General features: G+C 71.3%; 24 protein-coding genes. All 24 read right to left on the bottom strand.

Going from position 1 to position 26,420, the window contains the following annotated elements; all coding sequences use genetic code 11:
• Positions 1 to 205: 205 nt before the first annotated feature.
• Positions 206 to 1,225, bottom strand: coding sequence for a bifunctional diaminohydroxyphosphoribosylaminopyrimidine deaminase/5-amino-6-(5-phosphoribosylamino)uracil reductase RibD (gene ribD / locus FSW06_RS02615; protein ID WP_010118635.1), 1,020 nt, complete (start codon positions 1,223 to 1,225; stop codon positions 206 to 208).
• 50 nt (positions 1,226 to 1,275) lie between these two features.
• Positions 1,276 to 1,953 (bottom strand): ribulose-phosphate 3-epimerase, encoded by a 678-nt coding sequence (rpe, locus tag FSW06_RS02610; protein WP_010118636.1) that lies wholly within the window; start codon positions 1,951 to 1,953, stop codon positions 1,276 to 1,278.
• Positions 1,954 to 1,975: 22 nt separating this feature from the next.
• Positions 1,976 to 2,491 (bottom strand): mycothiol transferase, encoded by a 516-nt coding sequence (locus FSW06_RS02605; protein WP_010118637.1) that lies wholly within the window; start codon positions 2,489 to 2,491, stop codon positions 1,976 to 1,978.
• Between the two features lie 34 nt (positions 2,492 to 2,525).
• Positions 2,526 to 4,094, bottom strand: coding sequence for an RsmB/NOP family class I SAM-dependent RNA methyltransferase (locus FSW06_RS02600; RefSeq protein ID WP_010118639.1), 1,569 nt, complete (start codon positions 4,092 to 4,094; stop codon positions 2,526 to 2,528).
• Entirely contained in the window at positions 4,094 to 5,095 is a 1,002-nt protein-coding gene (gene fmt, locus FSW06_RS02595; RefSeq protein WP_010118641.1) for a methionyl-tRNA formyltransferase, read from the bottom strand. Before fmt ends, FSW06_RS02600 begins: the two co-directional genes overlap by 1 nt.
• Positions 5,092 to 5,592, bottom strand: coding sequence for a peptide deformylase (gene def / locus FSW06_RS02590; RefSeq protein WP_010118644.1), 501 nt, complete (start codon positions 5,590 to 5,592; stop codon positions 5,092 to 5,094). Before def ends, fmt begins: the two co-directional genes overlap by 4 nt.
• Positions 5,593 to 5,616: 24 nt before the next feature.
• Positions 5,617 to 7,647, bottom strand: a complete 2,031-nt coding sequence (locus FSW06_RS14420) for a primosomal protein N' family DNA-binding protein (protein WP_010118646.1) — start codon at positions 7,645 to 7,647, stop codon at positions 5,617 to 5,619.
• 14 nt (positions 7,648 to 7,661) lie between these two features.
• Entirely contained in the window at positions 7,662 to 8,891 is a 1,230-nt protein-coding gene (gene metK, locus FSW06_RS02580) for a methionine adenosyltransferase (protein WP_010118647.1), read from the bottom strand.
• 85 nt (positions 8,892 to 8,976) lie between these two features.
• A complete protein-coding gene (coaBC, locus tag FSW06_RS02575) occupies positions 8,977 to 10,242 on the bottom strand; it encodes a bifunctional phosphopantothenoylcysteine decarboxylase/phosphopantothenate--cysteine ligase CoaBC (RefSeq protein ID WP_010118649.1) in 1,266 nt (421 codons plus the stop codon).
• Positions 10,243 to 10,345: 103 nt separating this feature from the next.
• Complete coding sequence (rpoZ, locus tag FSW06_RS02570) at positions 10,346 to 10,618, bottom strand: DNA-directed RNA polymerase subunit omega (protein WP_029448763.1); 273 nt, start codon at positions 10,616 to 10,618, stop codon at positions 10,346 to 10,348.
• 63 nt (positions 10,619 to 10,681) lie between these two features.
• Positions 10,682 to 11,275: a guanylate kinase gene (gmk, locus tag FSW06_RS02565; protein ID WP_010118652.1), complete on the bottom strand. Its 594-nt coding sequence runs from the start codon at positions 11,273 to 11,275 to the stop codon at positions 10,682 to 10,684.
• Positions 11,276 to 11,280: 5 nt separating this feature from the next.
• Positions 11,281 to 11,601, bottom strand: a complete 321-nt coding sequence (gene mihF, locus FSW06_RS02560; protein WP_010118653.1) for an integration host factor, actinobacterial type — start codon at positions 11,599 to 11,601, stop codon at positions 11,281 to 11,283.
• A 157-nt stretch (positions 11,602 to 11,758) separates the two neighbouring features.
• Complete coding sequence (gene pyrF / locus FSW06_RS02555) at positions 11,759 to 12,613, bottom strand: orotidine-5'-phosphate decarboxylase (RefSeq protein WP_010118654.1); 855 nt, start codon at positions 12,611 to 12,613, stop codon at positions 11,759 to 11,761.
• The gene (carB, locus tag FSW06_RS02550) at positions 12,600 to 15,944 is read right to left on the bottom strand and encodes a carbamoyl-phosphate synthase large subunit (RefSeq protein ID WP_010118657.1); all 3,345 of its coding nucleotides are present in this window, start codon (positions 15,942 to 15,944) and stop codon (positions 12,600 to 12,602) included. Before carB ends, pyrF begins: the two co-directional genes overlap by 14 nt.
• The gene (gene carA, locus FSW06_RS02545) at positions 15,945 to 17,138 is read right to left on the bottom strand and encodes a glutamine-hydrolyzing carbamoyl-phosphate synthase small subunit (protein ID WP_050801917.1); all 1,194 of its coding nucleotides are present in this window, start codon (positions 17,136 to 17,138) and stop codon (positions 15,945 to 15,947) included. It lies immediately after the preceding gene.
• A complete protein-coding gene (locus FSW06_RS02540; protein ID WP_010118660.1) occupies positions 17,139 to 18,503 on the bottom strand; it encodes a dihydroorotase in 1,365 nt (454 codons plus the stop codon).
• Positions 18,500 to 19,468 (bottom strand): aspartate carbamoyltransferase catalytic subunit, encoded by a 969-nt coding sequence (locus tag FSW06_RS02535; protein WP_010118661.1) that lies wholly within the window; start codon positions 19,466 to 19,468, stop codon positions 18,500 to 18,502. The genes FSW06_RS02540 and FSW06_RS02535 overlap by 4 nt, the downstream gene beginning before the upstream one ends.
• Positions 19,465 to 20,043, bottom strand: a complete 579-nt coding sequence (pyrR, locus tag FSW06_RS02530) for a bifunctional pyr operon transcriptional regulator/uracil phosphoribosyltransferase PyrR (RefSeq protein WP_010118662.1) — start codon at positions 20,041 to 20,043, stop codon at positions 19,465 to 19,467. The genes FSW06_RS02535 and pyrR overlap by 4 nt, the downstream gene beginning before the upstream one ends.
• Before the next feature lie 194 nt (positions 20,044 to 20,237).
• Complete coding sequence (nusB, locus tag FSW06_RS02525) at positions 20,238 to 20,858, bottom strand: transcription antitermination factor NusB (RefSeq protein WP_010118663.1); 621 nt, start codon at positions 20,856 to 20,858, stop codon at positions 20,238 to 20,240.
• Between the two features lie 19 nt (positions 20,859 to 20,877).
• On the bottom strand, positions 20,878 to 21,441 hold the full coding sequence (gene efp / locus FSW06_RS02520; protein WP_010118665.1) for an elongation factor P: 564 nt from the start codon (positions 21,439 to 21,441) through the stop codon (positions 20,878 to 20,880).
• Positions 21,442 to 21,513: 72 nt separating this feature from the next.
• Positions 21,514 to 22,584, bottom strand: a complete 1,071-nt coding sequence (locus FSW06_RS02515) for a M24 family metallopeptidase (RefSeq protein ID WP_040429785.1) — start codon at positions 22,582 to 22,584, stop codon at positions 21,514 to 21,516.
• Positions 22,585 to 23,090: 506 nt separating this feature from the next.
• Positions 23,091 to 23,522, bottom strand: a complete 432-nt coding sequence (gene aroQ / locus FSW06_RS02510) for a type II 3-dehydroquinate dehydratase (RefSeq protein ID WP_010118671.1) — start codon at positions 23,520 to 23,522, stop codon at positions 23,091 to 23,093.
• Position 23,523: 1 nt separating this feature from the next.
• Positions 23,524 to 25,167 (bottom strand): 3-dehydroquinate synthase, encoded by a 1,644-nt coding sequence (gene aroB, locus FSW06_RS02505; protein WP_010118672.1) that lies wholly within the window; start codon positions 25,165 to 25,167, stop codon positions 23,524 to 23,526.
• Entirely contained in the window at positions 25,164 to 26,390 is a 1,227-nt protein-coding gene (gene aroC / locus FSW06_RS02500; RefSeq protein ID WP_010118674.1) for a chorismate synthase, read from the bottom strand. Before aroC ends, aroB begins: the two co-directional genes overlap by 4 nt.
• Positions 26,391 to 26,420: the final 30 nt, after the last annotated feature.

The following is a 26,420-nucleotide window of genomic DNA, read 5'->3' as shown; positions in this document are numbered from 1 at the left end:
TCGATTCTGGTGGAGTTCACCGGAGGTTCTCACGTCCCGTGGGAAACTGCCCGTGGAGGCGACGGAAAAGCGTCCTGTCCCGCCACGTTCCCGGCGTGTCGCGGACCACGAATCTGACGGCACCGGCACCGCACCCGGACAGCTGAGAAACTGACAGGCCGGAACCGGTCACAAACAGGCCACAGCACCGACCACAGCGCCGACCTCAGGACCGACCGCGCACCGCCACACTGACCACATCCCCGCCCAGCGCCGCCACCGAACGCAACGTGAACCGCCGGATCCCCGCCATCGTCGTCGACGCGTGCGGCCCGGGCGCCACCACGGGGATACCGGCACCGAGCAGTGCCGGGGCGGTGTAGGCGTCCACCGCGTCCACCAGATCGGCCGCGATGAAGGAGGCGGCGACATGCGGTCCCCCTTCGACGAGCAGATCCACCACTCCCCTGCCCCACAGGTCCGCCAGCACCTCCGGCAGCCCCTCATCCCGGTACCGCAGCGCGGGGAGCACCGCGGCACCGGCCGGCACATCGGTCCGGCCGACGACGACCCGCACCGGCTGATGGTCGTAGAGCCCGCCGTCGGGACGCCGTGCCGTCAGCCGCGGATCATCGGCCCGCACCGTCCCGGCGCCCACGAGGATGGCGTCCCGCCGCGACCGGTCGAGATGGACACGCGCCCGGGCGGCCTCCCCGGTGATCCACTGCGACGTCCCGTCGGTCGCCGCGGCGAAGCCGTCGAGGGTGCCCGCGTACTTCAGCGTGACGTGCGGCCGACCGAGCCGCTGGGCCGCCAACCACGGTTCGACACTGAACTGCGGAACCCCGGCCAGAGCGGTGGACGCCGTCACCAGCGGACCCGTCACCGCCACCCCGGCCCGGCGCAGCCGGTCCCCGCCACCGCCGGCGGCGGCACCCGGGTCGGCGAAGACATAGACGACCTCGGCGATCCCGGCGGCGAGCAACGCCTCACTGCACGGCCCGGTGCGTCCGGTGTGGTTGCAGGGCTCCAGGGTGACCACCGCCGTGCCACCCCGCGCCCGCTCCCCCGCCGCGGCCAGGGCATTGACCTCGGCATGCGGGCCACCGACCGGACTGGTCGCCCCGACACCGACGGTCTCCCCGGCGGCATCGAGAATCACGGCACCGACCGGCGGGTTGGGACTGGTGGTGCCGCGGACCGCCTGGCCGGCGGCGTCCGCCCGGGCGACAGCCTCACGCAGCACAGCGGGCAGTGCTGCAGTCAGTGCCGAGACCCCTGCTGGTTCCGCCACAGCTACCGGTAGTCCCCGGCCGCGGCGGCAGCCGTACGGATCTCCTCGATACGCCCGGCCGGATCCTCCTTACCGAAGACCGCGGACCCGGCGACGAAGACATCCACCCCGGCCGCCGCGGCGGGTGCGGCGGTCTCCGGGGTGATGCCGCCGTCGATCTCCACGACCGTGGTCAGCCCCTCCTCGTCGATCCGGGCACGCAGGGCACGGACCTTGTCGAGGACCTCCGGCATGAACGACTGCCCGCCGAAGCCCGGCTCCACGCTCATGACGAGGACCGTGTCGAAGGCGGCGAGTTCGTCGAGCAGCGGCTCCACCGGCGTCCCCGGCTTCACCGACACCCCCGCCCGGGTCCCCGCGGCACGCAGCGTGGCGGCCAGCGCCACCGCGGCATCGACGTCGGCGACCGCCTCGAGGTGGAAAGTCACGTTGCCGAACGCGGCGTAGTCCGGGGCCCAGCGGGCCGGATCCTCGATCATGAGGTGGACGTCGAGGAAGGTGTCCGTCACCGACCGGACCGCTTCGGCGACCGGCAGACCGAAGCTGAGGTTCGGCACGAAGTGGGCGTCCATGACGTCGATGTGCAGCCAGTCGGCGCGCGGGACCCGGGCGATCTCGTCGGCGAGGTGGGCGAAGTCCGCGGAAAGGATGGACGGGGCGATCAGGGGCTGTCGGCTCATGGGGACCATCGTAACGCGGCGGTCAGCGGGCCCGGTCAGCCCGGTCAGCGCGTTCGGCCAGGACGACGTCCCGGCACACCTCCAGGTGGCCGAGATGCTGCGCCATCTCCCGGAGCATGTGGTTGAGCACCCACTCCGGGGTGACGAACGCGGCGTCCGGCCGGGACGTGCCCTTCGCCGACCGGTTCCGGACGCCCTCGGTCATCGCCACCGCCGCCCACTCCGGCAGCCGGTCCCGGATCTCGGCGACCAGGGCACCGGCCTCCTGCACCGTGCCGGTCGCGCGGAACTCCGCGGCACGGTCCCGCTCCCGGTCCTCGCCGGCGATGAACGACCCGCCCCAGAACACCGCCATACCGTGGACATGGGCGACGAGGGCGAAGGCACTGTTGACGGTCCCCGGCACCGGGGTGGCGTTGACCGTGTCATCGTCGAAGGTCGCCAGGGCCGCGCCGTACCCGTCGAGGATCTCGGCGGCGACGTCGAGGAACGCGTCGACGACGGCACGCTGGGCGGGACCGGTCGTGGGAGTGTCCATGTCTGACCAGTGAACCATGTCCGGCGGCCGGACGCTACGCCGGGACCCGCAGCACCGCGAAGAACATCGCGTCGGTCCCGTGCCGGTGCGGCCACAGCTGCACGAACGGCGCCGAATCCAGCGACTCCTCCGGTGCGGCCCCGTCGAACTCCGGGAACAGTGCCGTGGCGTCCTCGATCACCGCACCGGTCTCCGCCGCGATGGAGCGGACCACCCCGCTGGTCTCCGCCGGGTGCGGCGAACAGGTCGAGTAGACGACGATCCCGCCGGGGCGGGTGACCCCGACCGCCGAGCGCAGCAGATCACGCTGCAGGCTGACGAGCTCGGTGACATCCTCCGGCGACTTGCGCCAGCGCGCCTCCGGACGCCGCCGCAGGGCACCCAGACCGGTGCACGGCGCATCGACGAGCACCCGGTCGAAGCCGGCGGCCGGGATGTCCAGCCCGTCGATGCCGGCGGGCTTGCGACCGTCACCGACATGCACGCGGACCGGCAGCCCGTGTGTGGCATTGCGCACCAGCGTCGCCCGGTGCTCCGCCGGCTCCACCGCGTCCACCGTTGCGGCACCGCCGGTGACCGCGGTCCCCATCGCCCAGGAGGCGATGAAGGCGGTCTTGCCGCCCGGGCCCGAACACAGGTCCAGCCAGCGGCCGTGGTCGTCGTCGACCCGGGCCCGCAGCAGCGCCAGGGCGATGAGCTGGGACCCCTCGTCCTGCACGCCGGCGAGCTGCTCCTTCACCGGCTCCAGCTGCCCGGGGTCGCCCTCGGGCAGGTACACGGCGTACGGGGACCAGCGGCCCTCCTCCCCACCGGTGACCAGGGCGAGCTCCTCGGCGGTGATCTGGCCGGGCCGGGCGGCGAGGTGCACCAGCGGGCGGGCGTCATCGGCGGCCAACGCCGCGGCGAGTTCCGCGGCCGGCTGCTCCGGGGTACCGCCCAGCGCCTCGTTGAAGGCCTCGGCGATCCAGGCCGGGTGCGCGGTCCGCAGGGCCAGCTGCGCCACCGGATCGCTGATCCCCGCGGTGACCCGGTCGACCCAGGTCGCGGCGGGGGTGCGGGTGACGGTACGCAGCACACCGTTGGCGAAACCGGCGGCCTTCCCCTCCCCGTTGGCCTTGACCAGTTCGACGGTGGTGTTCACCGCGGCGTGGTCCTCCACCCGGGTGCGCAGGATCTCGTAGGTGCCCAGCCGCAGCGCGTCGAGGACCACCGCGTCGATCTTGTTCACCGGACGCCCCGCGGCGGACGCGATGACCGCGTCAAGCAGCCCGCGGGCACGCAGCGTGCCGTAGGTGAGTTCGGTGGCGAAGGCGGCGTCCCGCCCGTGGACCTTCTGCTCGCGCAGCGCGGCAGGCAGGGCGATGTTGGCGAACGCCCCCTTCTCACTGACCTGCCGCAGGACGCCGAACACGATGTCGCGGACCCGGTCACCCGACCCGGTCCGGCGGGTGGCCTGCGCATGTTCGCGGCGGTGCGACTCACTGCGCCGCCGGTAACCGCCGTCGCCGCCGTTCTGCCCGCCGTTCTTTTTCCCGCCGCGCGGGGTGCTGCGTGCCTGCCCCGTCTCGCGTGCGGACTCCGACCGTGCCCGGAAGCCACCCATCAGTTCTCTCCCTCTGTGTCAGTCCTGCCGGTCGTGCCAGCCGTGTCGAAACGGACCTCGCCGGCGAACAGGTCGCCCTGGCCGCGCGCCCAGTCGGCCGCGGCCATCATCTTCTTCCCCGGCGGCTGGATCCGGGTGATCTGCAGGACGCCGTCGCCGGTCCCGACGAGGACCCGGGACTTCCCGGCGACGACCTCACCGACGGCCAGCCCGTCATAGTCGTCGACCGGCAGGAGCAGACCGAGCTTGTACCGGTCCCCGGCCAGCGTGGTCCACGCCCCCGGCGCCGGGGTGTGGGCGCGCGTGACCCGCTGGATCTCGGCGGCGGGACGGGCCCAGTCGACCCGGGCGTCCGCCGGCGTGATCTTCGCCGCGTACGTCATCCCCTCCGCCGGCTGTTCGGTCCCGGTGACCCGGCCGGTCTCCAGTCCGGTGAGCGTGTCCGCGAGCAGTTCCCGACCGGCGTAGGTCAGCCGGGTCAGCAGGTCGTCGGCGGTGTCCTCCTGGCCGATCGCCTCCTCGACCTCACCGAGTACCGGGCCGGCGTCCAGCTCCGGGACGATGCGGAAGGTCGTGGCCCCGGTGACCTCGTCGCCCGCGGCGATCGCGGCCTGCACCGGGGCCGCCCCGCGCCACCGCGGCAGCAGCGAGAAGTGCAGGTTGACCCACCCCTCGTCGAACACGTCGAGCACGTCGGCCGGGAGGATCTGGCCGTAGGCGACGACCGCCACCGCCGTCACGCCGTCCGCCGCATAGGCGCGCAGTGCGGCGCGGACCTCCTCGGCGTCCTCGGCGGACGCCTTCAACGACGGCCACTTGTGGACCGGCACCCCGGCCGCCTCGGCGACCTCGGCGACGGCGGAGGGGTGCAGGGTCCGGCCCCGGCCCCGCTTCGCGTCCGGCTGGGTGAGCACCGCCACCACCTCGTGCGGCGAGTCCTCAAGCAGGTACTGCAGGGTGACGGCGGCCGGCTCCGGCGTGCCGGCGAACAGGATCCTCATCGGTTGAACCACTCACTTTCCCGGATACCGGACATGACCGTACGGCGGTCGTCCGCGGCCATCCGCTGGAAGAACATCACCCCGTCGAGGTGATCGGTCTCGTGCTGGACGCACCGGGCCAGCAGCCCGCTGACCTCCCGGTCCACCGGCTCACCGTCGACGGTGACTCCGGTGACGTGCACCGACTGCGCCCGGGTGACGTCGCCGCCGACCTCCGGGACCGACAGGCAGCCCTCCCGGCCGGTCTGCGTCTCCCCGCCGACCGCGCTCCACACCGGGTTGACGATGTGGCCCCGGTCGCCGTGGCAGTCGTAGACGAAGACCCGGCGGGTCACCCCCACCTGGTTCGCCGCCAGACCCACCCCGCCGGCGGCGTCCATCGTCTCGAACATGTCGCTGACGAGGGTGCGCAGAGTCGGGTCGGACGGGTCGGTGACCTCGTCGGCGACGGTGCGCAGCACCGGGTCGCCGAACAGGCGGATATCAAGGGCAGTCATGACCGCCCAGTCTAGCCCAGCGGGTCACCCGACCCGGACGGGGTCGACGACCACCCGCAGCGGGCCCGACTGCCGGCGACCCGACCGCACCGCCTGCGCCTCCCGCAGTGTGGCGCCGAGGCGCTCCGCCCGGTCGCCGGGAGCGCGCAGGATCAGCCGCCGCGCCTGCCCCGCCTCCTGCTCGCCCAGACCGGCGGGCAACCGGACCCCGGGCGGCAGCTCCACCGGGCCGAGGAACTCCACACCCAGCTCCGCCGCCCCGGGCCGGCCCTCCCAGGCCTCCCGCAGCTCACCGAGGGTCGCCGAGGTCCCGTCGACGGCGACGAGCACGACCGCCGGCGGGAAATGCGCCTCCGCCCGGTTCGCCAGCTCCCGGGCCGCCGAACCCTCCGGGTCCCACCGGATGAGGTCCTGGACCGCCGAGACATCCGGGGCGGAGACGACCAGCAGCTCACCGCCCTGCGCCCGTGGCACGACGAGGCAGGCCAGGTCCATCCAGCGGGCCACCGCATTCTCCGTGGCCCGCAGATCCGGCCGGTTCAGCGACAGCCACGGGTCGAGGACCACCGCCGCACCGTAGCCGGATTCCGCCACCGGCTCCGCACCGGTCGTCGCCACCACCAGCCGCGCCCCCGCGGCGACGGTGGGGTGCACCTGTGCCCCGCCGGAGACTGTCACCGGCACCCCGGGGAAGGCCCGGCCCAGTTCCTCGGCCGTACGGTCCGAGCCGACGACCGTCATCCGCAGGGCATGACCACCGCAGCTGGTACAGGTGAAGTGCCCCTCGATCGCCCCGCACCAGCGGCACCGGGGCGCCGCAGCGGTCTCCCCGGGGCCGGCGGCGGGGATCTCCAGCGGGCCGTTGCACCGACGGCACCGGGCCGGGGTGCGGCACGACGAGCACGCCACCGCCGGGGCGTAGCCGCGCCGGGGCACCTGGACCAGGGCCGGGAGGTCGGCGTCCAGCGCCCGGCGGACCGCCTTGAACCCGGCGGTGGGCAGCCGGGTGAACGAGGCGTGGGCGTCGAAGATGTCGTCGAGGCCGTGGATCCACGGCATGCGTTCGTGCAGCACCGCCGGGTCGGCGCGCAGGGTCGGCAGAAACCCCTCCGCCACCCAGGACTGCACCTCGGCGGACCGGTGCGCGCCGCCGACGACGAACGCGGGGCCCTCGGCCTCCGCGCGCATCCGGAGCACCTCGCGGGCGTGGATGTAGGGGGCGCGCGGATCCACCAGGGACTCGTCGGATTCGCCGACGAGCATGATCAGCCGCAGGTCTGCGACCGGGGCGGTGGCCGCCGACCGGGTGCCCACCACGACCCGGCCCTGGCCCGCCAGCACCGAGAGGTAGCGCCGGTAGCGGGCCTGCGGGCCGACCGCCGCGGTCAGTTCGGTGATCTGGGCGGCGGACAGGAACCGTCGCAGGGCGCCGGTGATCCGGTCGACCTCCCGCTGGTTGGGGGCGACGAGGAGCACCCCGCCACCGTCCCAGGCCACGGCGGCGGCCAGTTCGGCGATGCGGGTCGGCCAGTCCTCCCCCGGCGTCCACAACCAGGACGCCCGCGGTCCCCGCCCCGCCAGGACAGCACCCAGCAGACTGTCGGCGTGGCGGTAGGCCGACCAGTTGTCCAGCGCCGCCTCCCGGGCGGCCGTCGCCAGGTCGGCCGGGGACTCCAACGCCCCGTAGAGCTCCTCCCAGGAGCGGCCGTCGCCGAACAGCCCCGCCTTCTCCGCACTGGCGTGCCGGGACGGGACGCAGGAGCGGATGATGTCCGGCCGGACGCCGGCGTAGCGGTCGGCCAGCCGGTTGACCAGCTCCCACAGCTGCGGTGGCACGACCCGTTCCGGGCTGATGACGCGCTGGAGGTCAGAAAGTTTCCCCTGGTGGTCGGTGCGGCGACGGCGTTCCACCAGGATCCCGTCGACCAGACGGCCGGCGAAGCGGATGCGTACCCGCACCCCCGGCTGCGCGGTGGCGTCCAGCTCGTCGGTGACCGCGTAGTCGAACAGCCGGTCCAGATGGGGCACCCCCGTCAGCGGGAGCACCCGTGCCACCGGGAGATCCACCGTTACGCGCCGACAGCGGCCTTTGCGGCGACCTTGAGCAGGTCGGCGCGGTCGGTGTGCTCCCACGGCAGGTCGACGTCGGTCCGGCCGAAGTGGCCGTAGGCGGCGGTCTGCGCGTAGATCGGGCGCAGCAGGTCCAGCTCGCGGATGATCGCGGCGGGACGCAGGTCGAAGACCTCGTCGACGGCCGCCTGGATGCTGCTGTCGGTCAGGCCCTCCGCGGCGGTGCCGAAGGTCTCGACGTAGAGACCGACCGGCTGCGCCTTACCGATGGCGTAGGCGACCTGCACCTCCGCCCGGTGGGCGAGGCCGGCGGCGACGATGTTCTTGGCGACCCAGCGCATCGCGTAGGCGGCGGACCGGTCGACCTTGCTCGGGTCCTTGCCGGAGAACGCACCGCCGCCGTGGCGGGCCATGCCGCCGTAGGTGTCGACGATGATCTTGCGGCCGGTGAGGCCCGCATCGCCCATCGGGCCGCCGAGGATGAAGGAGCCCGACGGGTTGATGAGCACCGTGAGGTCGCCGGTGACGTACTGCGCCAGATCGGCGTCCTGGACGACCCAGTTGATGACGTGCTCGCGCAGCTGCTCCTCGAGCCACTGCTGGGTGACCTCCGGATCGTGCTGGGTGGAGATGACGACCGTGTCGAGGTGGTGCGGGGCACCGTCCTCGTCGTAGGCGAAGGTGACCTGGGTCTTCCCGTCCGGACGCAGGTGGTCGACGATGCCTTCCTTGCGCACCTGGGTCAGGCGACGGGACAGCCGGTGGGCGGTCGCGATCGGCAGCGGCATGTACTCCGGGGTCTCGTCGGTCGCATAGCCGAACATGAGACCCTGGTCGCCGGCGCCGGCCTCGTCGTCGGCGTCCTGCGCCTGCCCGTCCTCACCGTTGCGGTACTCGTGGGAGGTGGTCACGCCTTCGTCGATCTCCTGGGACTGGGCGCCGATGGCGACGTTGACGCCGCAGGTGGAGCCGTCGAAGCCCACCTCGGAGGAGGTGAAGCCGATGTCCCGGATGACCTTGCGGACCAGATCGGGGATCTCGACGTAACCGCCCGTCTTCACCTCACCGACGACGTGGACCTGGCCGGTGGTGACGAGGGTCTCCACGGCGACGTGGGCGTGCGGGTCCTCGGTGAGCATCGCGTCGAGGATCGTGTCGGAGATGGCGTCGCAGATCTTGTCCGGGTGACCCTCGGTCACGGACTCACTGGTGAAAAGACGGTAGGACACTGTCGTGGTCACTTCCTGTCGGGGTGGATCGGATAGACTGCACCATATTAGACCAAGCGGTCTGCCAATGGGGGCGCCGGGGTCCTCAGGACGCCGGGAAAAGCTCCTCGAGCGCGTCGAGGATGTGCGAGGCGACGACGAGCTTCGAGGATGCCGGGACCTCCCGGACCTCCTCATGGCCCGCCTGGTCGCCGGGTACCAGGAGCCATCCTGCACTGTCCGGCTGCCCGAACACCACCCCTTCCCCCACCTGGTTGCACATCAGCAGGTCACAGCCCTTGCGCCGCAGCTTCGCCCGGGCAAGGTCCAGCGGGGTGTGGTCGGCGTCCCCGGTCTCCGCCGCGAAGCCGGCGATGAGCAGGTCCTCCGGCAGATCACCGGTGCGGCGGGCCTCGACGAGCCCGCGCAGGATGTCCGGGTTCTCCGTCAGCGCCAGCGTCGACAGGTCGTCGGAACCGCCCTTCTTCATCTTCGCGGCGGCCTTCGAGGCCGGCCGGACGTCCGCGACGGCGGCGGCCATGACCACGGCATCCACCGACGGAGCGAGGGCCGCCACCGCCTCCTGCAGCTCCAGGGCGGTGCTGACCCGGGTGACAGTCGCCCCCGACGGGGTGGGCAGCTCGACGGTGTGCGCGGCGACCAGCTCCACCTGGGCGCCGCGCTGGGTGGCGATGTCCGCCAGCGCGTACCCCTGCCGGCCCGAGGAGGCGTTGCCGAGGAAGCGCACCGGGTCGAGCTGCTCATGGGTGCCGCCGGCGGTGACGAGGATGCGACGGCCCGCCAACGAGCGGCGGAAGATCCCGAACCGGTCCACCGCCGCCAGCGCCAGCGACGCGATGTGCTCCGGCTCCGGCAGCCGGCCCGGGCCCGAGTCGGGACCGGTGAGGCGTCCGGAGGCCGGTTCCAGTACGACGGTGCCGCGGCCGCGCAGGGTCTCCACGTTCGCCCGCGTCGCCGGGTTCTGCCACATCTCGGTGTGCATCGCCGGGGCCAGCACCACCGGACAGGTCGCCACGAGACAACTGGCGGTGAGCAGGTCATCGGCCCGCCCCTGGGCCAGCCGGGCCATGAGGTCGGCGGTGGCCGGGGCGATCACCACGAGATCGGCCTCCTGCCCCAGCCGGACGTGCTGCACCTCGTCGACCGCGTCGAAGACCGTGGTGGAGACCGGGTTGCCCGACAGGGCCTCGAACGTCGCGGTACCGACGAACTGCAGGGCCGAGGGGGTCGGGATGACGTGGACGTCATGCCCGGCCTTCGTGAAACTCCGGATGAGGGCACACGCCTTGTAGGCGGCGATACCCCCGCCGACGCCGACGAGGATCTTCAGGCTTTCGCTCACGTCATTCACGGTGGACCATCCTAGCCGAGCGGGGCACGGACACGACGACCGCCCAGGGGCGGTTCTGACCAGCAGAACCACCCCTGGGCGGTCGTGACGTGCGCCGGGGTGACTAGCCCTCGGTGTGCTCCAGGAGGTCGGCGTCGATCTCGCGCAGGGCGATCGACAGCGGCTTCTCCTTCGGCTCCGGGGTCACCAGGGGGCCGACGAACTCGAAGACGCCCTCGCCCACGTTCTGGAAGTAGTTGTTGATCTGGCGGGCCCGCTTCGCGGCGAAGATCACCAGAGCATACTTCGACGAGACCTTCGTGAGGAGGTCGTCGATGGGCGGGTTGGTGATGCCGATCGGCTGGTCGAAGACCCGCGAGTTGTCGTTGACGTCGATGACGTCCTGGTCGGACTGGGTGTCCACTGGTGCACCTCTGTAAATCGAAGGGGAATGTTCGTACTACCGGCCGAGCAGGATATCGGCGATCTCACCGACCGCCGTGTCCACGTCCCGGTTGACGACGACCCGGTCGAACTCGTCCTTGCTGGCGAGCTCCTCGTGGGCGGTCTCCAACCGACGCCGGATGACCTCGTCACTCTCGGTCCCACGGCCGGTGAGCCGGGAGACGAGATCCTCCCAGGTCGGCGGGGCGAGGAAGACGGTCACCGCCTGCGGCAGCAACTGCTTGACGTTGCGGGCACCCGCGAGGTCGACCTCGACCAGGACCGGGCGTCCGGCGGCGAGAGCGTTCTCGACGGGCTGCCGGGGCGTCCCCGACAGCTGGAGCCCACCGTGGATCTCGGCCCATTCGAGCATCTGACCGTCGTCGATGGCCTGCCGGAATTCGGCCTCTGACACGTAATGGTAGTCACGGCCGTCGACCTCACCGGGACGGGGGTCCCGGGTGGTCATCGAGACGCTGAAGAACAGGTCAGGGACCGAGTCCTTCAGTCCCTGGACGACCGTCGACTTCCCGACGGCGGACGGACCGGCGAGGACGACGAGACGGGGCGTCCCCTCCCCGGTTCCGGTCGTGCTGGCATCCGTTGCCACCAGAACTACGCCTCGTAACCGAAACGCTCCAGCAGGGCACGACGCTGGCGGTCGCCGAGACCACGCAGACGACGGGTCGGGGCGATCTCCAGCTCAGTCATGATCTCCTGGGCCTTGACCTTGCCGACCTTCGGCAGAGCCTCGAGGAGGGCGGAGACCTTCATCTTGCCGATGATCGGATCACTGTCAGCGTCGGCCAGGACCTGCTTGAGGTCGGTACCGCCACGCTTCAGCTTGTCCTTGAGCTCGGCACGGGCCTTGCGGGCCTCGGCAGCCTTCTTGAGGGCTTCTGCACGCTGCTCCGGGGTCAGCTGGGGAAGGGCCACGGGTTCCTCCGTATGTAGTCGTCGAATATTGGGATGTACGTTACCGCACAGTACTGCTTCGCTCCCGGAGATTCCGGCGTTTCCGCCGGTCCCACCGAGAAACAACGGAGGCAAGTGTAGCGCCACCACCTGCGGTTGTCGAATACCGGGGCGGGTCCTACGCCCCGGCCACCTGCGGGAACTCCGCGCCGGACGCCCGGACGGCGGCCGCCAGCGACCCCACATCCGGACCTGCCGCGAGCACCGACCGCGACATGTTGGGGCAGGCATGGCGGGCCGCCGCGCCGGCGATCCGGTCGGCGTCCGCCCCGGTCGCGCCCTGGGCGCCGACACCGGGCATGAGCACCATGCCGCCGACTGCGTCCAGCCGGGGCGGATCGACGACCGTCGCGCCGACCACGACACCGAGATTCCCGGCGCCACCGGCGGCGACCCGGGCCGCGTTACCCGCGGCCGCCCAGTCCACGACGGTCTGCGCCACGCTCACGCCGGTACCGGCGTCGAGGGTCTGGAACTGCGGCCCCGACGGGTTCGAGGTGGCGGCCAGGGCGATGACGCCCCGACCGGTCCGCTCCCCGAGCTCCACCACCGGGTCCAGCGAGGACAGGCCCAGGTACGGGGACACCGTCACGGCGTCCGCGCACAGCGGGGAACCGTCGTCGAGCCAGGCGCGGGCGTAACCGGCCATCGTCGACCCGATGTCACCGCGCTTGGCGTCCGCGATGACGAGCACGCCCGCGGCACGCAGCGCCGCGATCGACTCCTCCAGGACCGCGAACCCCGCCGACCCGAAGGCCTCGTAGAACGCGACCTGCGGCTTCACGACGCAGGCGGTCTCCCGGAACGCCTCGACACAGATCCGCGAGAACTCGCGCAGTCCCGCGACGTCGACGGTCAGGCCCCAGTCGGCGAGGATGCCCGCGTGCGGGTCCATCCCCACACACAGCCGCCCGTAGCGGGCCGAGCGCGCGAGGAAGCGGTCACCGAAGGTGCCCGGACTACTGCTCGTCATGGGCGATGTCCTGGATCGCGGTCACGCCGGTCTCGTGGTCCTTCAGTGCCTCGATGCCCTGCACCGCGGCGACCGCACCCTGCACCGTGGTCACGCACGGCACGCCGACGTTGACCGCCGCGGAGCGGATGTCGTAGCCGTCGTCGCGGGCCGCGGCGTTGCCGGCCGGGGTGTTCAGGATGAAGTCCACCTCGCCGGCCTTGATGAGGTCGACGACGCGACGCTCCGACGAGTGTGCCGGAAGCTCGTCGGACTGCTTCGCCACCGTGGTGCAGTCGATACCGTTGCGCCGCAGCATGGCGGCGGTGCCGGCGGTCGCGAGCAGGTCGAAACCGAGCGAGGCGAGCCGCTGGATCGGCAGGATCATCGTCCGCTTGTCGCGGTTGGCGACCGAGACGAAGACGGTGCCCTCGACCGGCAGCCGACCGTAGGCGCCCTCCTGCGACTTGGCGAAGGCCGTGCCGAAGTCGGCGGCGAGACCCATGACCTCACCGGTGGACTTCATCTCCGGGCTGAGCAGGCTGTCGAGCACCTCACCCTTCGGGTCACGGAAGCGGTTGAACGGCATGACCGCCTCCTTCACCGCCACCGGGTGGCCCAGCGGCAGCGAGCCACCGTCACGGTCCCCGGGGACGATGCCCTCGGCGACGAGCTCACGCAGGCTGGTGCCCGTCATGATCCGTGCGGCGGCCTTCGCCAGCTGCACACCCGTCGCCTTCGAGACGAAGGGCACGGTGCGCGAGGCACGCGGGTTGGCCTCGATGACGTAGAGGACGTCGTCCTTGAGGGCGTACTGGACGTTCATCAGACCCTTGACCCCGATGCCGTGGGCGAGGGCGGCGGTGGAGCGGCGGACATTCTCGATGTCGGACTCCCCCAGCGTCATCGGCGGCAGCGAGCAGGCCGAGTCACCGGAGTGGATGCCGGCCTCCTCGATGTGCTCCATCACGCCGGCGAGGTAGACATCCTCGCCGTCGCACAGGGCGTCCACGTCGATCTCGATGGCGTTGTCGAGGAACCGGTCGACCAGCACCGGGTGGTCCGAGGTGATCTCGGTGGCGCGGTCGATGTAGTCGTGCAGCGAGTCCTCGTCGTAGACGATCTCCATGCCGCGGCCGCCGAGCACGTAGGACGGGCGGACGAGCACCGGGTAGCTGATCTCCGCGGCGACGGCCTTGGCCTCGTCGAAGCTGGTGGCGGTGCCGTACGCCGGAGCGGGCAGCGCGGCCTTCGCCAGGACGTGGCCGAACTCGCCACGGTCCTCGGCCAGGTTGATGGCCTCCGGGGAGGTGCCGATGACCGGGACGCCGGCGTCCGACAGGCGCTGCGCCAGGCCCAGCGGGGTCTGGCCGCCGAGCTGGACGATGACGCCCGCGACCTCGCCGGACTCGGTCTCCGCGTGGTAGACCTCCATGACGTCCTCGAAGGTCAGCGGCTCGAAGTAGAGGCGGTCGGCCGTGTCGTAGTCGGTGGAGACCGTCTCCGGATTGCAGTTGACCATGACGGTCTCGTAGCCGACCCGCGACAGTTCCAGGGCCGCGTGGACACAGGAGTAGTCGAACTCGATGCCCTGGCCGATCCGGTTCGGGCCGGAACCCAGGATCAGCACCTTCGGCCGCTCGGTCTGCGGGGCGATCTCGGTCTCGGCGGCCGGGTCCAGCTCATAGGTCGAGTAGTGGTACGGCGTCCGCGCCTCGAACTCGGCGGCGCAGGTGTCGACGGTCTTGTAGACCGGGCGGATCCCCAGCGACCAGCGCAGGGACCGGACGCCGTCCTCCCCGTTGAACTCCGGACGCAGCGCGGCGACCTGGGCGTCCGACAGGCCGAACACCTTCGCCTCGCGGAGCAGCTCCGCGGTGAGGACCGGGGCCCCCTCCAGTTCGGCACGGAAGTCGACGAGAGCCTTGAGCTCCTCGAGGAACCACGGGTCCACGCCCTGCGAGGCGCGGTGCACCTCGTCGACGGTGGCGCCGAGCCGCAGTGCCAGCTCCATGTCGTACATCCGGCCCTCGGTCGGGCGGGACAGGTCGTCGAGCACGGCGGCGACGTCGTGGGCCCGCTCGCCGGCGAGCTGCTCGTCGGAGATGGTCCAGAAGCCGGCGGCCTTCGTCTCGAGGGAGCGCAGCACCTTGTTGAGGGCCGAGATGTAGTTGCGGGAGACGGCCATGGCCTCGCCGACGGACTTCATCGTCGTGGTGAGCGTGTCATCGGAGCCGGGGAACTTCTCGAAGGCGAACCGGGGGGCCTTGACGATGACGTAGTCCAGGGTCGGCTCGAAGGCGGCCGGGGTGACCTCGGTGATGTCGTTGGTGATCTCGTCGAGGGTGTAGCCGATGGCCAGCTTCGCGGCGATCTTGGCGATCGGGAAACCGGTGGCCTTGGAGGCCAGCGCCGAGGACCGGGACACGCGCGGGTTCATCTCGATGGTGATGAGCCGGCCGTCGTCCGGGTTGATCGCGAACTGGATGTTGCAGCCGCCGGTGTCCACGCCGACCGCCCGGAGGATGGCGAGACCCTGGTCACGCATCTTCTGGTACTCGCGGTCGGTGAGCGTCATCGACGGGGCGACGGTCATCGAGTCGCCGGTGTGCACGCCGAGGGCGTCCACGTTCTCGATGGAGCAGACGACGACCGCGTTGTCGGCGCCGTCACGCATGAGCTCGAGCTCGAACTCCTTCCAGCCGAGAATGGACTCCTCGATGAGCACGTTGGCCGACGGCGAGGCGGCGAGACCGCCACCGGCGATCCGGTCCAGGTCCTCGTAGGTGTAGGCCAGGCCGGAGCCGAGGCCGCCCATGGTGAACGACGGGCGGACGACGACGGGCAGGCCGAGCTCGGCGACGGTCTCGTGGACCTCGTCCATGGTGTGGCACACCGCGGACCGGGCGGACTCGCCGCCGATGGAGGCGACGATGTCCTTGAACTTCTGGCGGTCCTCACCCCGCTGGATGGCGGGGATGTCGGCGCCGATGAGCTCGACACCGTACTTGTCGAGGATGCCGAGCTCGTCGAGCTGGATCGCGGCGTTCAGCGCGGTCTGGCCGCCGAGGGTGGCGAGGACGGCGTCCACCTTGTGGCCCGCCTCCGCCTCCGCGGCGAAGATCTTCTCGATGTAGGTCGGCTGGATCGGCTCGATGTAGGTGTGGTCGGCGAACTCCGGGTCGGTCATGATCGTCGCCGGGTTGGAGTTGATGAGGGTGACCCGCAGCCCCTCCTCCTTGAGGACACGGCAGGCCTGGGTGCCGGAGTAGTCGAACTCGCAGGCCTGGCCGATGACGATCGGGCCGGAGCCGATGACGAGAATGTGGTTGAGGTCGGTGCGCTTCGGCATTTAGTTGTTTCCCTCCATCAGCTCGATGAACTGGTCGAACAGCGGGTTGGCGTCATGGGGGCCGGCGGCGGCCTCCGGGTGGTACTGGACGGAGAAGGCCATGCCGTCGTCGAGGGCGACACCTTCCACACAGTCGTCGTTGAGGCAGGTGTGGGTGACCTGGGCGGTGCCGAAGTCGGTCTCGAACGGCTCACCGGCGCGTCCCCGCAGAGCGAAGCCGTGGTTCTGGGCCGTGATGTCGATGACCCCGGTGAGGTGGTTGATGACCGGCACGTTGATGCCGCGGTGGCCGAACTTCAGCTTGTAGGTCTCCATGCCGAGCGCGCGGCCGAGGATCTGGTTGCCGAAGCAGATGCCGAAGAAGGGGATCTTCTTCCCCAGCACGGTGCGGACCTGCTCGACCATGTCGTCGGCGGTGGCGGGGTCGCCGGGGCCGTTGGAGACGAAGACACCGTCCGGCTTGTACTGCTCGAGCAGCGGGGTGACCGGCGAGCCGGCGGGCACGACGACGGTGCGGATGCCGCGGGCGGCGAAGTTGCGGGGCGTGTTGGTCTTGATGCCCATGTCGTAGGCCAGCACGGTGAACCGGGGGTCCTTCCCGGCGAACTCACCGGAGGGCTCGACGATGTAGGTCTCGTCGGTGGAGACGTTGGCGGCGAGGTCGGCGCCCTTCATGTCGGCCTGGCCGTTGACCTCGGCGACGAGGTCGTCGACCGGGCGGTCGGCGGCGTCCCCGGAGAAGATGCCGGCCTTGACCGACCCCTTGTCGCGCAGGTGGCGGACGATGGCGCGGGTGTCCACACCCTGGATGCCGATGACGCCCTGGGACGCCATCTCCTCCGGCAGCGACCGGGCGGCGCGCCAGTTGGAGACCGTGCGGGACAGGTCGCGGATGACCAGGCCGGCGACCCAGATGCGGTCGCCGCGGGACTCGCCGTCCTCGTCGTTCCAGCCGGTGTTGCCGATCTGCGGGGCGGTGGCGACGACGATCTGACGGTCGTAGGACGGGTCGGTCATCGTCTCCTGGTAGCCGGTCATCGCCGTGCTGAACACGGCCTCGCCCAGGGTGGTGCCGGTCGCACCGAACGCCCGGCCACGGAACACACGTCCGTCGCCGAGGACGAGTGCCGCAGGGATCCGGTCGGTGGTTCGGGTGGAACTCACGGAAGTGCTCTTCTCTCTCGTAGTCGTCATTTACTCCGTCACCGCCTCGCCGTCGCGGCAGGTGACCCTGCCGCGCAGCAGCGTGGTGGAGACCTTCACCGGCATCTCCTCACCCTCGTACGGGGTGTTGGAGGCCTTCGATGCCAGGTCCGCGCCGTGGGCGGTCCAGGTGCGGCGGGTGTCCACCACACACAGGTTCGCCGGTTCGCCGACCGCCAGCGGACGGCCGTGCCCCGGCAGCTTCGTGATCTGCGCCGGTCGCTCCGACATGACCTTCGCGACGAAGCGCCAGTCCACCGTGCCGTCGGCACCGGCGAACGTGCGGGCGACCAGCGCCAGCGACGTCTCCAGGCCGAGCATGCCCGGGCGGGCGTGGTCGAACTCGCAGCACTTCTCCTCGGAGCCGTGCGGGGCGTGGTCGGTGGCCACGCAGTCGATGGTGCCGTCGAGCAGTGCCGCGCGCAGGGCGAGGGTGTCCCGCTCCTCCCGCAGCGGCGGGTTGACGCGGAAGTTCCCGTCGTAGCTCTCCAGCTTCCCGTCGGTGAGGACGAGGTGGTGCGGGGTGACCTCCGCGGTCAGCGGGATGTCGTGGTCCTTCGCCCAGCGCAGCAGTTCCACGGTCCCCTCGGTGGAGGCGTGGCAGATGTGCACCCGGCCGCCGTAGTCGCGGGCGAGCAGGGCGTCCCGGATCACGATGGATTCCTCGGCGACCCGCGGCCAGCCGCGCAGTCCGAGGCGGGCGGCGACCTCGCCCTCGTGGGCGACGGCGCCCTCGGTGAGGCGCGGTTCCTCGCAGTGCTGCGCGAGGAGGACGTCGAGCCCCTTCGAGTACTCGACGGCGCGGCGCATCAGCCGCGGGTCGGCGACGCATTTCCCGTCGTCGGAGAACATCCGGACCTTCGCCTCGGACGCCGCCATCATGCCGAACTCGGTGAGCTCGGCACCCTTGAGGCCCGCGCTGATCGAGCCGACCGGGTGGACGTCGCACAGGTTGGTCTGCTGGCCCTTGAGCCACACCATCTCGGCGACGGCGGGGTTGTCGGTCACCGGCTGGGTGTTCGCCATGGTGAACACGGCGGTGAAGCCGCCGCGGGCGGCCGCGGCCGAGCCGGAGGCGATGGTCTCCGTGTCCTCCCGGCCCGGTTCCCGCAGGTGGACGTGCATGTCCACCAGGCCGGGCAGCAGCACCTGGCCGTCGAGGTCGAGGACCTCGGCCGCGTCGGCGGTCAGCGTGCCGGCGGCGCCGATCTCCGCGATCACACCGTCGCGCACCAGCACGTCGGAGGGGTCACCGTCGCCGTAGAGCAGGACGCCGCGCAGCAGCACCTCACCCTCGGCGGGGGCGTGCAGCGTCCCGGTCACCGGGTAGTCGTTCACGTTGTTCTCCTGGTTCATTCTGTGACGCTTCCTTCCGCTCCGACCAGCAGGGTGAACAGGGCCGCCATACGGACGTGGACCCCGGCACTGACCTGCTGGAGGACCACCGCGTTGGGGGCGTCCGCCACCGCGTCGCTGATCTCCATGCCGCGCAGCATCGGGCCGGGGTGCATGATCACCGCGTGTTCCGGCAGCCGGCCGGCCCGCGCCTCGGACAGGCCGTAGCGTGCCGCGTACTCCCGGTGCGAGGGGAAGAAGCCGCCGTTCATGCGTTCGGCCTGGACCCGCAGCATCATCACCGCGTCCGCGCCGTCGAGCGCCGCGTCGAAGTCGGTGCCGGTCGTGACCGTGCCGGGGGCGCCGTTCGGGTTCAGCCAGTGGTCGATGCCGACCGGCAGCAGCGTCGGCGGGGCGACGAAGGTGACGTGCGCGCCCAGGGCGGTGAGCAGCAGTGCGTTCGACCGGGCGACCCGGGAATGCAGGATGTCGCCGACGATGACGATCTTCGCACCGGCGAGGTCGCCGAGGCGGTTGCGCAGGGTGACCGCGTCCAGCAGTGCCTGGGTGGGGTGCTCGTGGGCACCGTCACCGGCGTTGAGGACGCTGATGCCGTCGGGCCCCTGCCCCACCCAGTTCGCGACCTGGCGGGCCGCGCCGGAGGAGGGGTGCCGCATGATGATCGCGTCGGCGCCGACCGCGCGCAGGGTCAGGGCCGTGTCCTTGAGCGACTCCCCCTTCTTCACGGACGAGGAGGAGGCGGAGATGTTGATGACGTCCGCGCTCATCCACTTGCCGGCGGTCTCGAAGCTGGAGCGGGTGCGGGTCGAGTTCTCGTAGAACAGGGTGAAGACGGTGCGGCCCCGCAGGGTGGGCAGCTTCTTGATCTCACGGTCGCGCAGCGTCTCGGCGAACCGGTCGGCCTCGTCCATCAGGCCGGTGATCTCGGTGGCGTCGAGGTCACCGATGCTCAGCAGGTGCTTCATGCGTGGTCTCCTTCCCGGACCAGCCGGACGCCGTCCGCGCCGTCGATCTCGGCGAGGGTCACCTCGACGTCTTCGGTGGTGGAGGTCGGGATGTTCTTGCCGACGTAGTCGGCGCGGATCGGCAGTTCGCGGTGGCCCCGGTCGACGAGGACGGCGAGCTGGGTGACGTGGGCGCGGCCGATGTCCCGCAGTGCGTCGAGGGCGGCACGGATGGTGCGGCCCGAGTAGAGCACGTCGTCGACGAGGATGACGGTGGTGCCGTCGATGCCCTCGCGCGGCACGGTGGTGGGCTTCAGTGCCCGGTGCGGGGTCTTCTCGAGATCGTCCCGGTAGAGCGTGATGTCGAGGGCCCCGTGGAAGACGGAGACTCCGCTGAACTCCCCGATCTTCGCGGCGAGACGCGCCGCCAGCGGCACTCCCCCCGACGGGATCCCCAGCAGGACGACCCGGTCGGCGCCGGGCGCGTCGAGCGCCGTCTTCTCGATGATCTGGTGCGCGATGCGGGCGACCGTGCGTCCGACGTCGTCGGTGTCCATGAGGGACACCGCGCTGTCGTCGGCATGCTCCGTACTCATCGTGACCTCCTTCCCCGCCTCTCTGGACGGATCGTTAAAGGTGGCCGGACCGGCGGTGAACCGGTCCTTGTCCGACGACGATATTAGCACGGGGGTGGGCCGCGGCCGTGGTCCCCCCGGTGACACCGGCATACAGATGCCCGCCCCACCCGGTCCTGCGACCTGGTGGGGCGGGCGGTACCGGCCGGAGCCGGTCACTCCTCCGGAGCGGCCTCGTCGGCGGCGCTGTCGGTGGCCTTGTGGTCGGCCTCGCCGGCCACGTCACCGAGGACGCCCTCGATGAGGTCCTCGGTCCGGGCGTCGGCCTCGGCACGGGCCGCGGCCTGCTCGGCGGCGGCTGCGGCGTCGGCGGCCTCCCGGTCGGCGATTCCCTTGTCGCGGGCGATGCCGTCGAGCACGGCGTTGACGTAGCCCGGCGCCTTGTCGTGGGAGTACTCCCCCGCCAGGCCGATCCCCTCGGAGACCGCGACCTTCACCGGGACATCGTCGTTGTGGAGGATCTCCCAGGCCGAGACCCGGAGCACCGCACGGTCCACCGCGGGCAGGCGGTCGAGCGACCACTCGCTGCTGAGGTGACGTGCGATGGCGTCATCGATCCCGTCGAGGGCCGTGGCGACCCCCCGGACGATGGTTCCGGTGTACTCCGGCACCGGGTTGACCTGGTTCGCCGGGTCGCGGGACAGCTCCACGCGGTCCGTCACGATCTCGACGGGGTCGATGTCGCGGAACTCCGCCTCGAAGAGCATGTCCACCGCACGGCGGCGCGCCTTGTACCGGCTGCCGTGGCGGCGGTGGTTCTTCTTCTCGTCTGTCATTGCGGGTGTCCGGCGTCCTCTAGTTGTTGACGCGGGAGAGGTACTCGCCGGAGCGGGTGTCCACCTTGACGACGTTGCCGGTCTCGAGGAACAGCGGAACCTGGATCTCGGCGCCGGTCTCGAGGGTGGCGGGCTTGGTGCCGCCGGTGGAGCGGTCGCCCTGCAGACCCGGGTCGGTGTGCTCGATGACCAGGTCGACGGAGACGGGCAGCTCGGCGAAGAGGATCTCACCGTCGTGGAAGGACAGCTGCACCTTCATGCCGTCCTTGAGGAAGCGGCCGGCGTCGCCGAACTTCTCCTGCGGGACCTCGTACTGCTCGAAGGTCTTCTGGTCCATGACGACGTAGTTCTCGCCGTCGTTGTACAGGTAGTCCATGTCGCGGCGGTCCACCGTGGCGGTCTCGACCTTGACACCGGCGTTGAAGGTCTTGTCGATGACCTTGCCGGAGACGACGTCCTTGAGCTTGGTGCGGACGAACGCCGGGCCCTTACCGGGCTTGACGTGCTGGAACTCGGTAATCTGCTGCAGCTTGTTGTCGATCTTCAGCACAAGACCGTTCTTGAAATCCGCGGTGGTTGCCACGTGTGTACTCCCTAGAGGAAAGTCGGACAGGTAATCGGCCTGTCAGTCTAGCAGGCCGGTCGGGTCAGGCCGTCACACGACCTGCAGTTCGGTGGTCGACGGGTTGACCGTCTCCGCACCGTCGTCGGTGACGATGTAGGTGTTCTCGATCCGCACCCCGGTCTTCCCCGGCAGGTACACGCCCGGCTCGATGGTCAGCGTCTCCCCGGCCACCAGGGTCTCGGACTCATCGGTGCGGGACGCCGCATTCGGACCCTCGTGGACGTCGAGCCCCACCCCGTGGCCGGTGGAGTGCACGAAGTACTCCCCGTACCCGGCGTCGGCGATGATGTCGCGGCAGACCTTGTCGATCGCGAACAGGCCCGCACCGGGGCGCACGGCGTCCGTCCCGGCGGAGAAGGACCGGTGGACGAGGTCGTAGAGCTCGCGGGACAGCGCGTCCGGCTCACCGACGCAGACCGTGCGGGTCTGGTCGGAGGCGTAGCCGTCGAGCCACACCCCGAAATCGATTGTCACGAGCCCGGGGACGATGACGTCCCGGGAGACCCCTGCGTGCGGCTTCGCGGCGTTCTCGCCGGACGCCAGGATGGTGTCGAAACTCAGGCCGTCGGCACCGGCCGCGCGCAGCCGGTGCTCCAGGTCGGCGGCGGCCTCGATCTCGGTGAGGCCGGCGCGGATACCGCCGGCGGCGAGGAACTCGGTGAAGACCGTGTCCGCCAGGCGGCCGGCCTCCCGCAGGGCGTCGAGCTCGGCGGCATCCTTGACGAGCCGGGCGGACTCCACCGCGCCGGCGAGGATCGCCGGGTCCCCGAGGGTGCGGGCCTCCCCGACGCTCAGCCCGGGTTCGATGGCGTAGCCGGCGTCCCCGGCGACGCGGGTGAGTTCACCGAACAGGTCCCGGCTGATGATGATGTCGAGCGGGGAGGCGGGGCCCGACGCGGTCTCCTGGTGGACCTGCGTGTCGTAGCGGCCGTCGGTGACGATGGTCGCGGCACCGTCGGCGTTGAGCAGTACTGCGGCGTTGGAGCCGGAGAACCCGGTGAGGTAACGGATGTTCTTCAGGTCGCTGACCAGCAGGTTCTTGTGTCCTGCCTCGGCGACGGTGCGGGCGACGGCGGCCCGGCGGGAAGCGTAGTCGGTCATGGCGACCACGGTACCCCGTCCCGGCGGGTCGGACACCGATGCCCACGGAACGAACCGACAGGCGGATTTTCCGGTCCCCGGGCGGCACCTGGGTTCGTGAACCCGACCGCCCCCGGACCCGACCGACCCCTCGGCTCGTGAACCCGACACCAGACGCCGACACCGGGCGCCGATGCCCGCGGAACGAACCGACAGGCGGATTTTCCAGTCCCCAGACGACACCTCGGCTCGTGAACCCGACCGCCCCCGAAGCCGACCGACCCCCCGGCTCGCGAACCCGACACCAGACGCCGACACCGGGCGCCGATGCCCGCGGAACGAACCGACAGGCGGATTTTCCAGTCCCCGGGCGACACCTCGGCTCGTGAACCCGACCGTTCCCGGACGCGACCGACCCCTCGGCTCGTGAACCCGACACCGGGCCCCGGCCGTACGACCACATCGCGTCGGCTACCGGCCCCGCCCATGCCCCACGACGACGGGCAGCACCGTGCCGGGATGCGCAGCTACTTCCGGGCCAGGTACTCCAGGGCCGCGGTGTAGCCGAACTCCCCCAGCCCGACGATCACGCCGGACGCGATGGCCGAGAGGTAGCTGTGGTGGCGGAACTCCTCACGGGCGTGGACGTTGGAGATGTGGACCTCGACGAAGCCGGCGCCGTCGGCGACCTCGGCCAGGGCGTCCCGCAGCACGACGGAGGTGTGGGTCAGGCCACCGGCGTTGACGATGACCGCGTCGCCGTCGTCGGCGGCGGCGTGGACGCGCTCGACGAGTTCCCCTTCGATGTTGGACTGGAAGAAGTCGACCTCGACCCCGAGTTCGTCGGCGCGGGTCCGCAGTCCGGCGTTGATGTCGGCGAGGGTGGTCGCCCCGTAGACGTCCGGCTGGCGCTTGCCGAGCCGGTCGAGGTTGGGGCCGTTGATGATGACGATGCGCATGTCACGCCTCCCGGGTGGCGTCGTAGGCGGTCTGCAGGTCCTCGCCGGCGGGGGCCTCGAGGCGCTGCGGGGTATAGGTGCTGCCGGTGCTCGCGCTGCCGTCGCTGCCGTCACCGCCGTCACCGCCGTCACTGAGGACGACGACGCGGATGTGCCCGTCGCGGTTCTTCTTGTCGCGGCCCATCACCTCCACCAGCTCGGCGAGGGTCGCCCCGTCGTAGGACGTCGGCAGCCCGACCGAGGTGAGGATGCGACGGTGCCGCTCCACCGCCGCCGCACTGAGCAGCCCGGCGGCGTGGGCCAGTTCGGCCTCGAAGACCATGCCGACGGCGACCGCGTTGCCGTGGCGCCACCGGTAGTGCTCGTGCTGTTCGACGGCGTGGCCGTAGGTGTGGCCGTAGTTGAGGATCTCACGCAGCGAGGATTCCCGCAGGTCCTGGCCGACGACATCGGCCTTCACCCGGACGGACCGCTCAATGAGCTCCGGCAGTGCGCCCCGCGGGTCAAGGGCCGCGGCCGGATCCGCCTCGTAGAGGTCGAGGATCCGCGGGTCGCGGATGAAGCCGGCCTTGATGATCTCGGCGGAGCCGGCGACGATCTCGGGGCGCGGCAGGCCGTCGAGCACGTCGAGGTCCACCAGGACGGTGGCGGGTTCGTGGAAGGCGCCGACGAGATTCTTGCCGGCGGCGGTGTTGATGCCGGTCTTCCCGCCCACCGCGGCGTCCACCATCGCCAGCAGCGTGGTCGGGTACTGCACCACGTTGATGCCGCGCATCCAGGTCGCGGCGATGAACCCGGCGAGGTCGGTGGTGGCGCCGCCGCCGACGCCGATGACGGCGTCCTGCCGGGACAGCCCGGCGGCCGCACAGACGTCCCAGCATTCTGCGGCGCCGGCGACGGTCTTCGCGTCCTCCGCATCGGGGGTCTCGTGGACGGTCACTTCGATGCCGACGGCGCGGACCGCCTCGGCGATCCGGCCGGCGAGGTCGGCGAGCGGCGGCTGGTGGAGGACGACGACGTGGGACGCCCCGGCGACCGCGGGGGCGACCTCGCCGACCAGGTCACGGCCGATGACGACGTCGTAGGGGTGGTCGGTGGCGACGCGGACGCGGGTGGCGGCCGCTCCGGGCAGGTCGCCGGACTGGTTGAGCATGGTGGTGATCTCCGTGACGATCTCGGGGGGTGTGCGGTGGTCGACGTCGACCACCAGGTCGGCGACCTCCCGGTACCAGGGTTCCCGCTCGGTGAGCAGGCTGCGGTAGCGGGCGGTGGGGTCGGTGGCGGCGAGCACCGGGCGGGAATCGTCGACAGCGGTCCGCCGGACGCCCTCCTCGGCGCTGATCCGCAGGTAGACGACGGTGTGGTCGGCGAGCAGGGCGCGGGTCGCGGCGCTGGTGACGGCACCGCCGCCGAGTGAGACGATCCCGTCGGTGGTCAGGGCGCGGGCGACCGCGGCCTCCTCGCGCTCCCGGAACGCCGGTTCGCCGAGGGCCGCGAAGAGTTCCCCGCAGGCGGTGCCGGACTCCTGTTCCAGCAGCTCGTCGGAGTCCACCACCCCGCAGTCCAGGGCCTCGGCGAGCAGCCGGCCGACCGTGGTCTTGCCGGCGCCGGGCAGCCCGACGAGGACGAGCCGGGGTGCGGTCATGCGTCCTCCCCGGACCAGTGCTGGCGGGCGTCGACGTCGGCGAGGTAGGCGGCGAGGTTGCGCTGCACCTCGGTGAGGCTGTCACCGCCGGTCTTCGCCAGCAGGGCGCGGGCGAGGACGAGCGCGACCATGGCCTCGGCGACGACGCCGGCGGCGGGCACCGCGCAGACGTCGGAGCGCTGGTGGATGCCGGTGGCCTTCGCGCCGGTGTCCATGTCGACGGTGGCGAGGGCGCGGGGCACGGTGGAGATCGGCTTCATCGCCGCCCGGATCCGCAGGGTCTGCCCGTCGGTCATGCCGCCCTCGAGGCCGCCGGCCCGGTTGGTGTGCCGGGTCAGGTGGTCGCCGTCGTTGTAGATCTCGTCGTGGGCCTCGGAGCCGCGGCGGCGGGCCTCGGCGAAACCGTCGCCGATCTCCACGCCCTTGATGGCCTGGATGCTCATCACGGCCTGGGCGAGCTGGCCGTCGAGGCGGGAGTCCCAGCTGACGTGGCTGCCGAGGCCGACCGGCAGGCCGGTGACGACGACCTCGACGACACCGCCGAGGGTGTCCCCCGACTTCTTCGCCTTCTCGATCTGTTCGATCATCGAGGCCTCGTGGGCGTCGGTCTCACCGGTGAAGGCCCGGACCGGGGAGGCGTCCACCGCGCCGAGGTCGGCGGGGGCCGGTGCGGGTCCGTCGTAGTCGACCGAGTCGCCGATGGAGACGACGTGGCTGACGACCTCGACGCCGAGCACCTCGCGCAGCAGTGAGCGGGCGACCGTGGCCGCCGCGACGCGGGCGGCGGTCTCGCGGGCGCTGGAGCGTTCCAGGATCGGGCGGGCCTCGGTGTGCCCGTACTTGAGCATGCCGGACAGGTCGGCGTGACCGGGGCGGGGACGGGTGAGCCGGGCACCGCGGCCGGAGGCCATCTCCTTGGCGACCTCGGGGTCGTCGAGGTCCACCGGGTCGGCGGACATGATGGTGGTCCACTTCGGCCACTCGGTGTTGCCGACCATGACCGCGACGGGTGACCCGAGGGTGCGGCCGTGGCGGACGCCACCGAGGAAGGTCACCTCGTCGGCCTCGAATTTCATCCGGGCGCCGCGGCCGTAGCCGAGCCGCCGACGGGCGAGCTGCCGGGAGACGTCCGCGCGCGTGACCGGCACACCGGCGGGCATGTTCTCGACGATGGTGACAAGGGCCTGGCCGTGGGATTCCCCGGCAGTCGTCCAACGAAGCATGCGCTCATTGTGACACGCGAACCATCTGCG

The sequence above is a fragment of the Corynebacterium nuruki S6-4 genome (assembly GCF_007970465.1).
In the GTDB taxonomy this organism is placed as follows: domain Bacteria; phylum Actinomycetota; class Actinomycetes; order Mycobacteriales; family Mycobacteriaceae; genus Corynebacterium; species Corynebacterium nuruki.
This window is presented reverse-complemented; position numbering and strand designations above follow the sequence as displayed.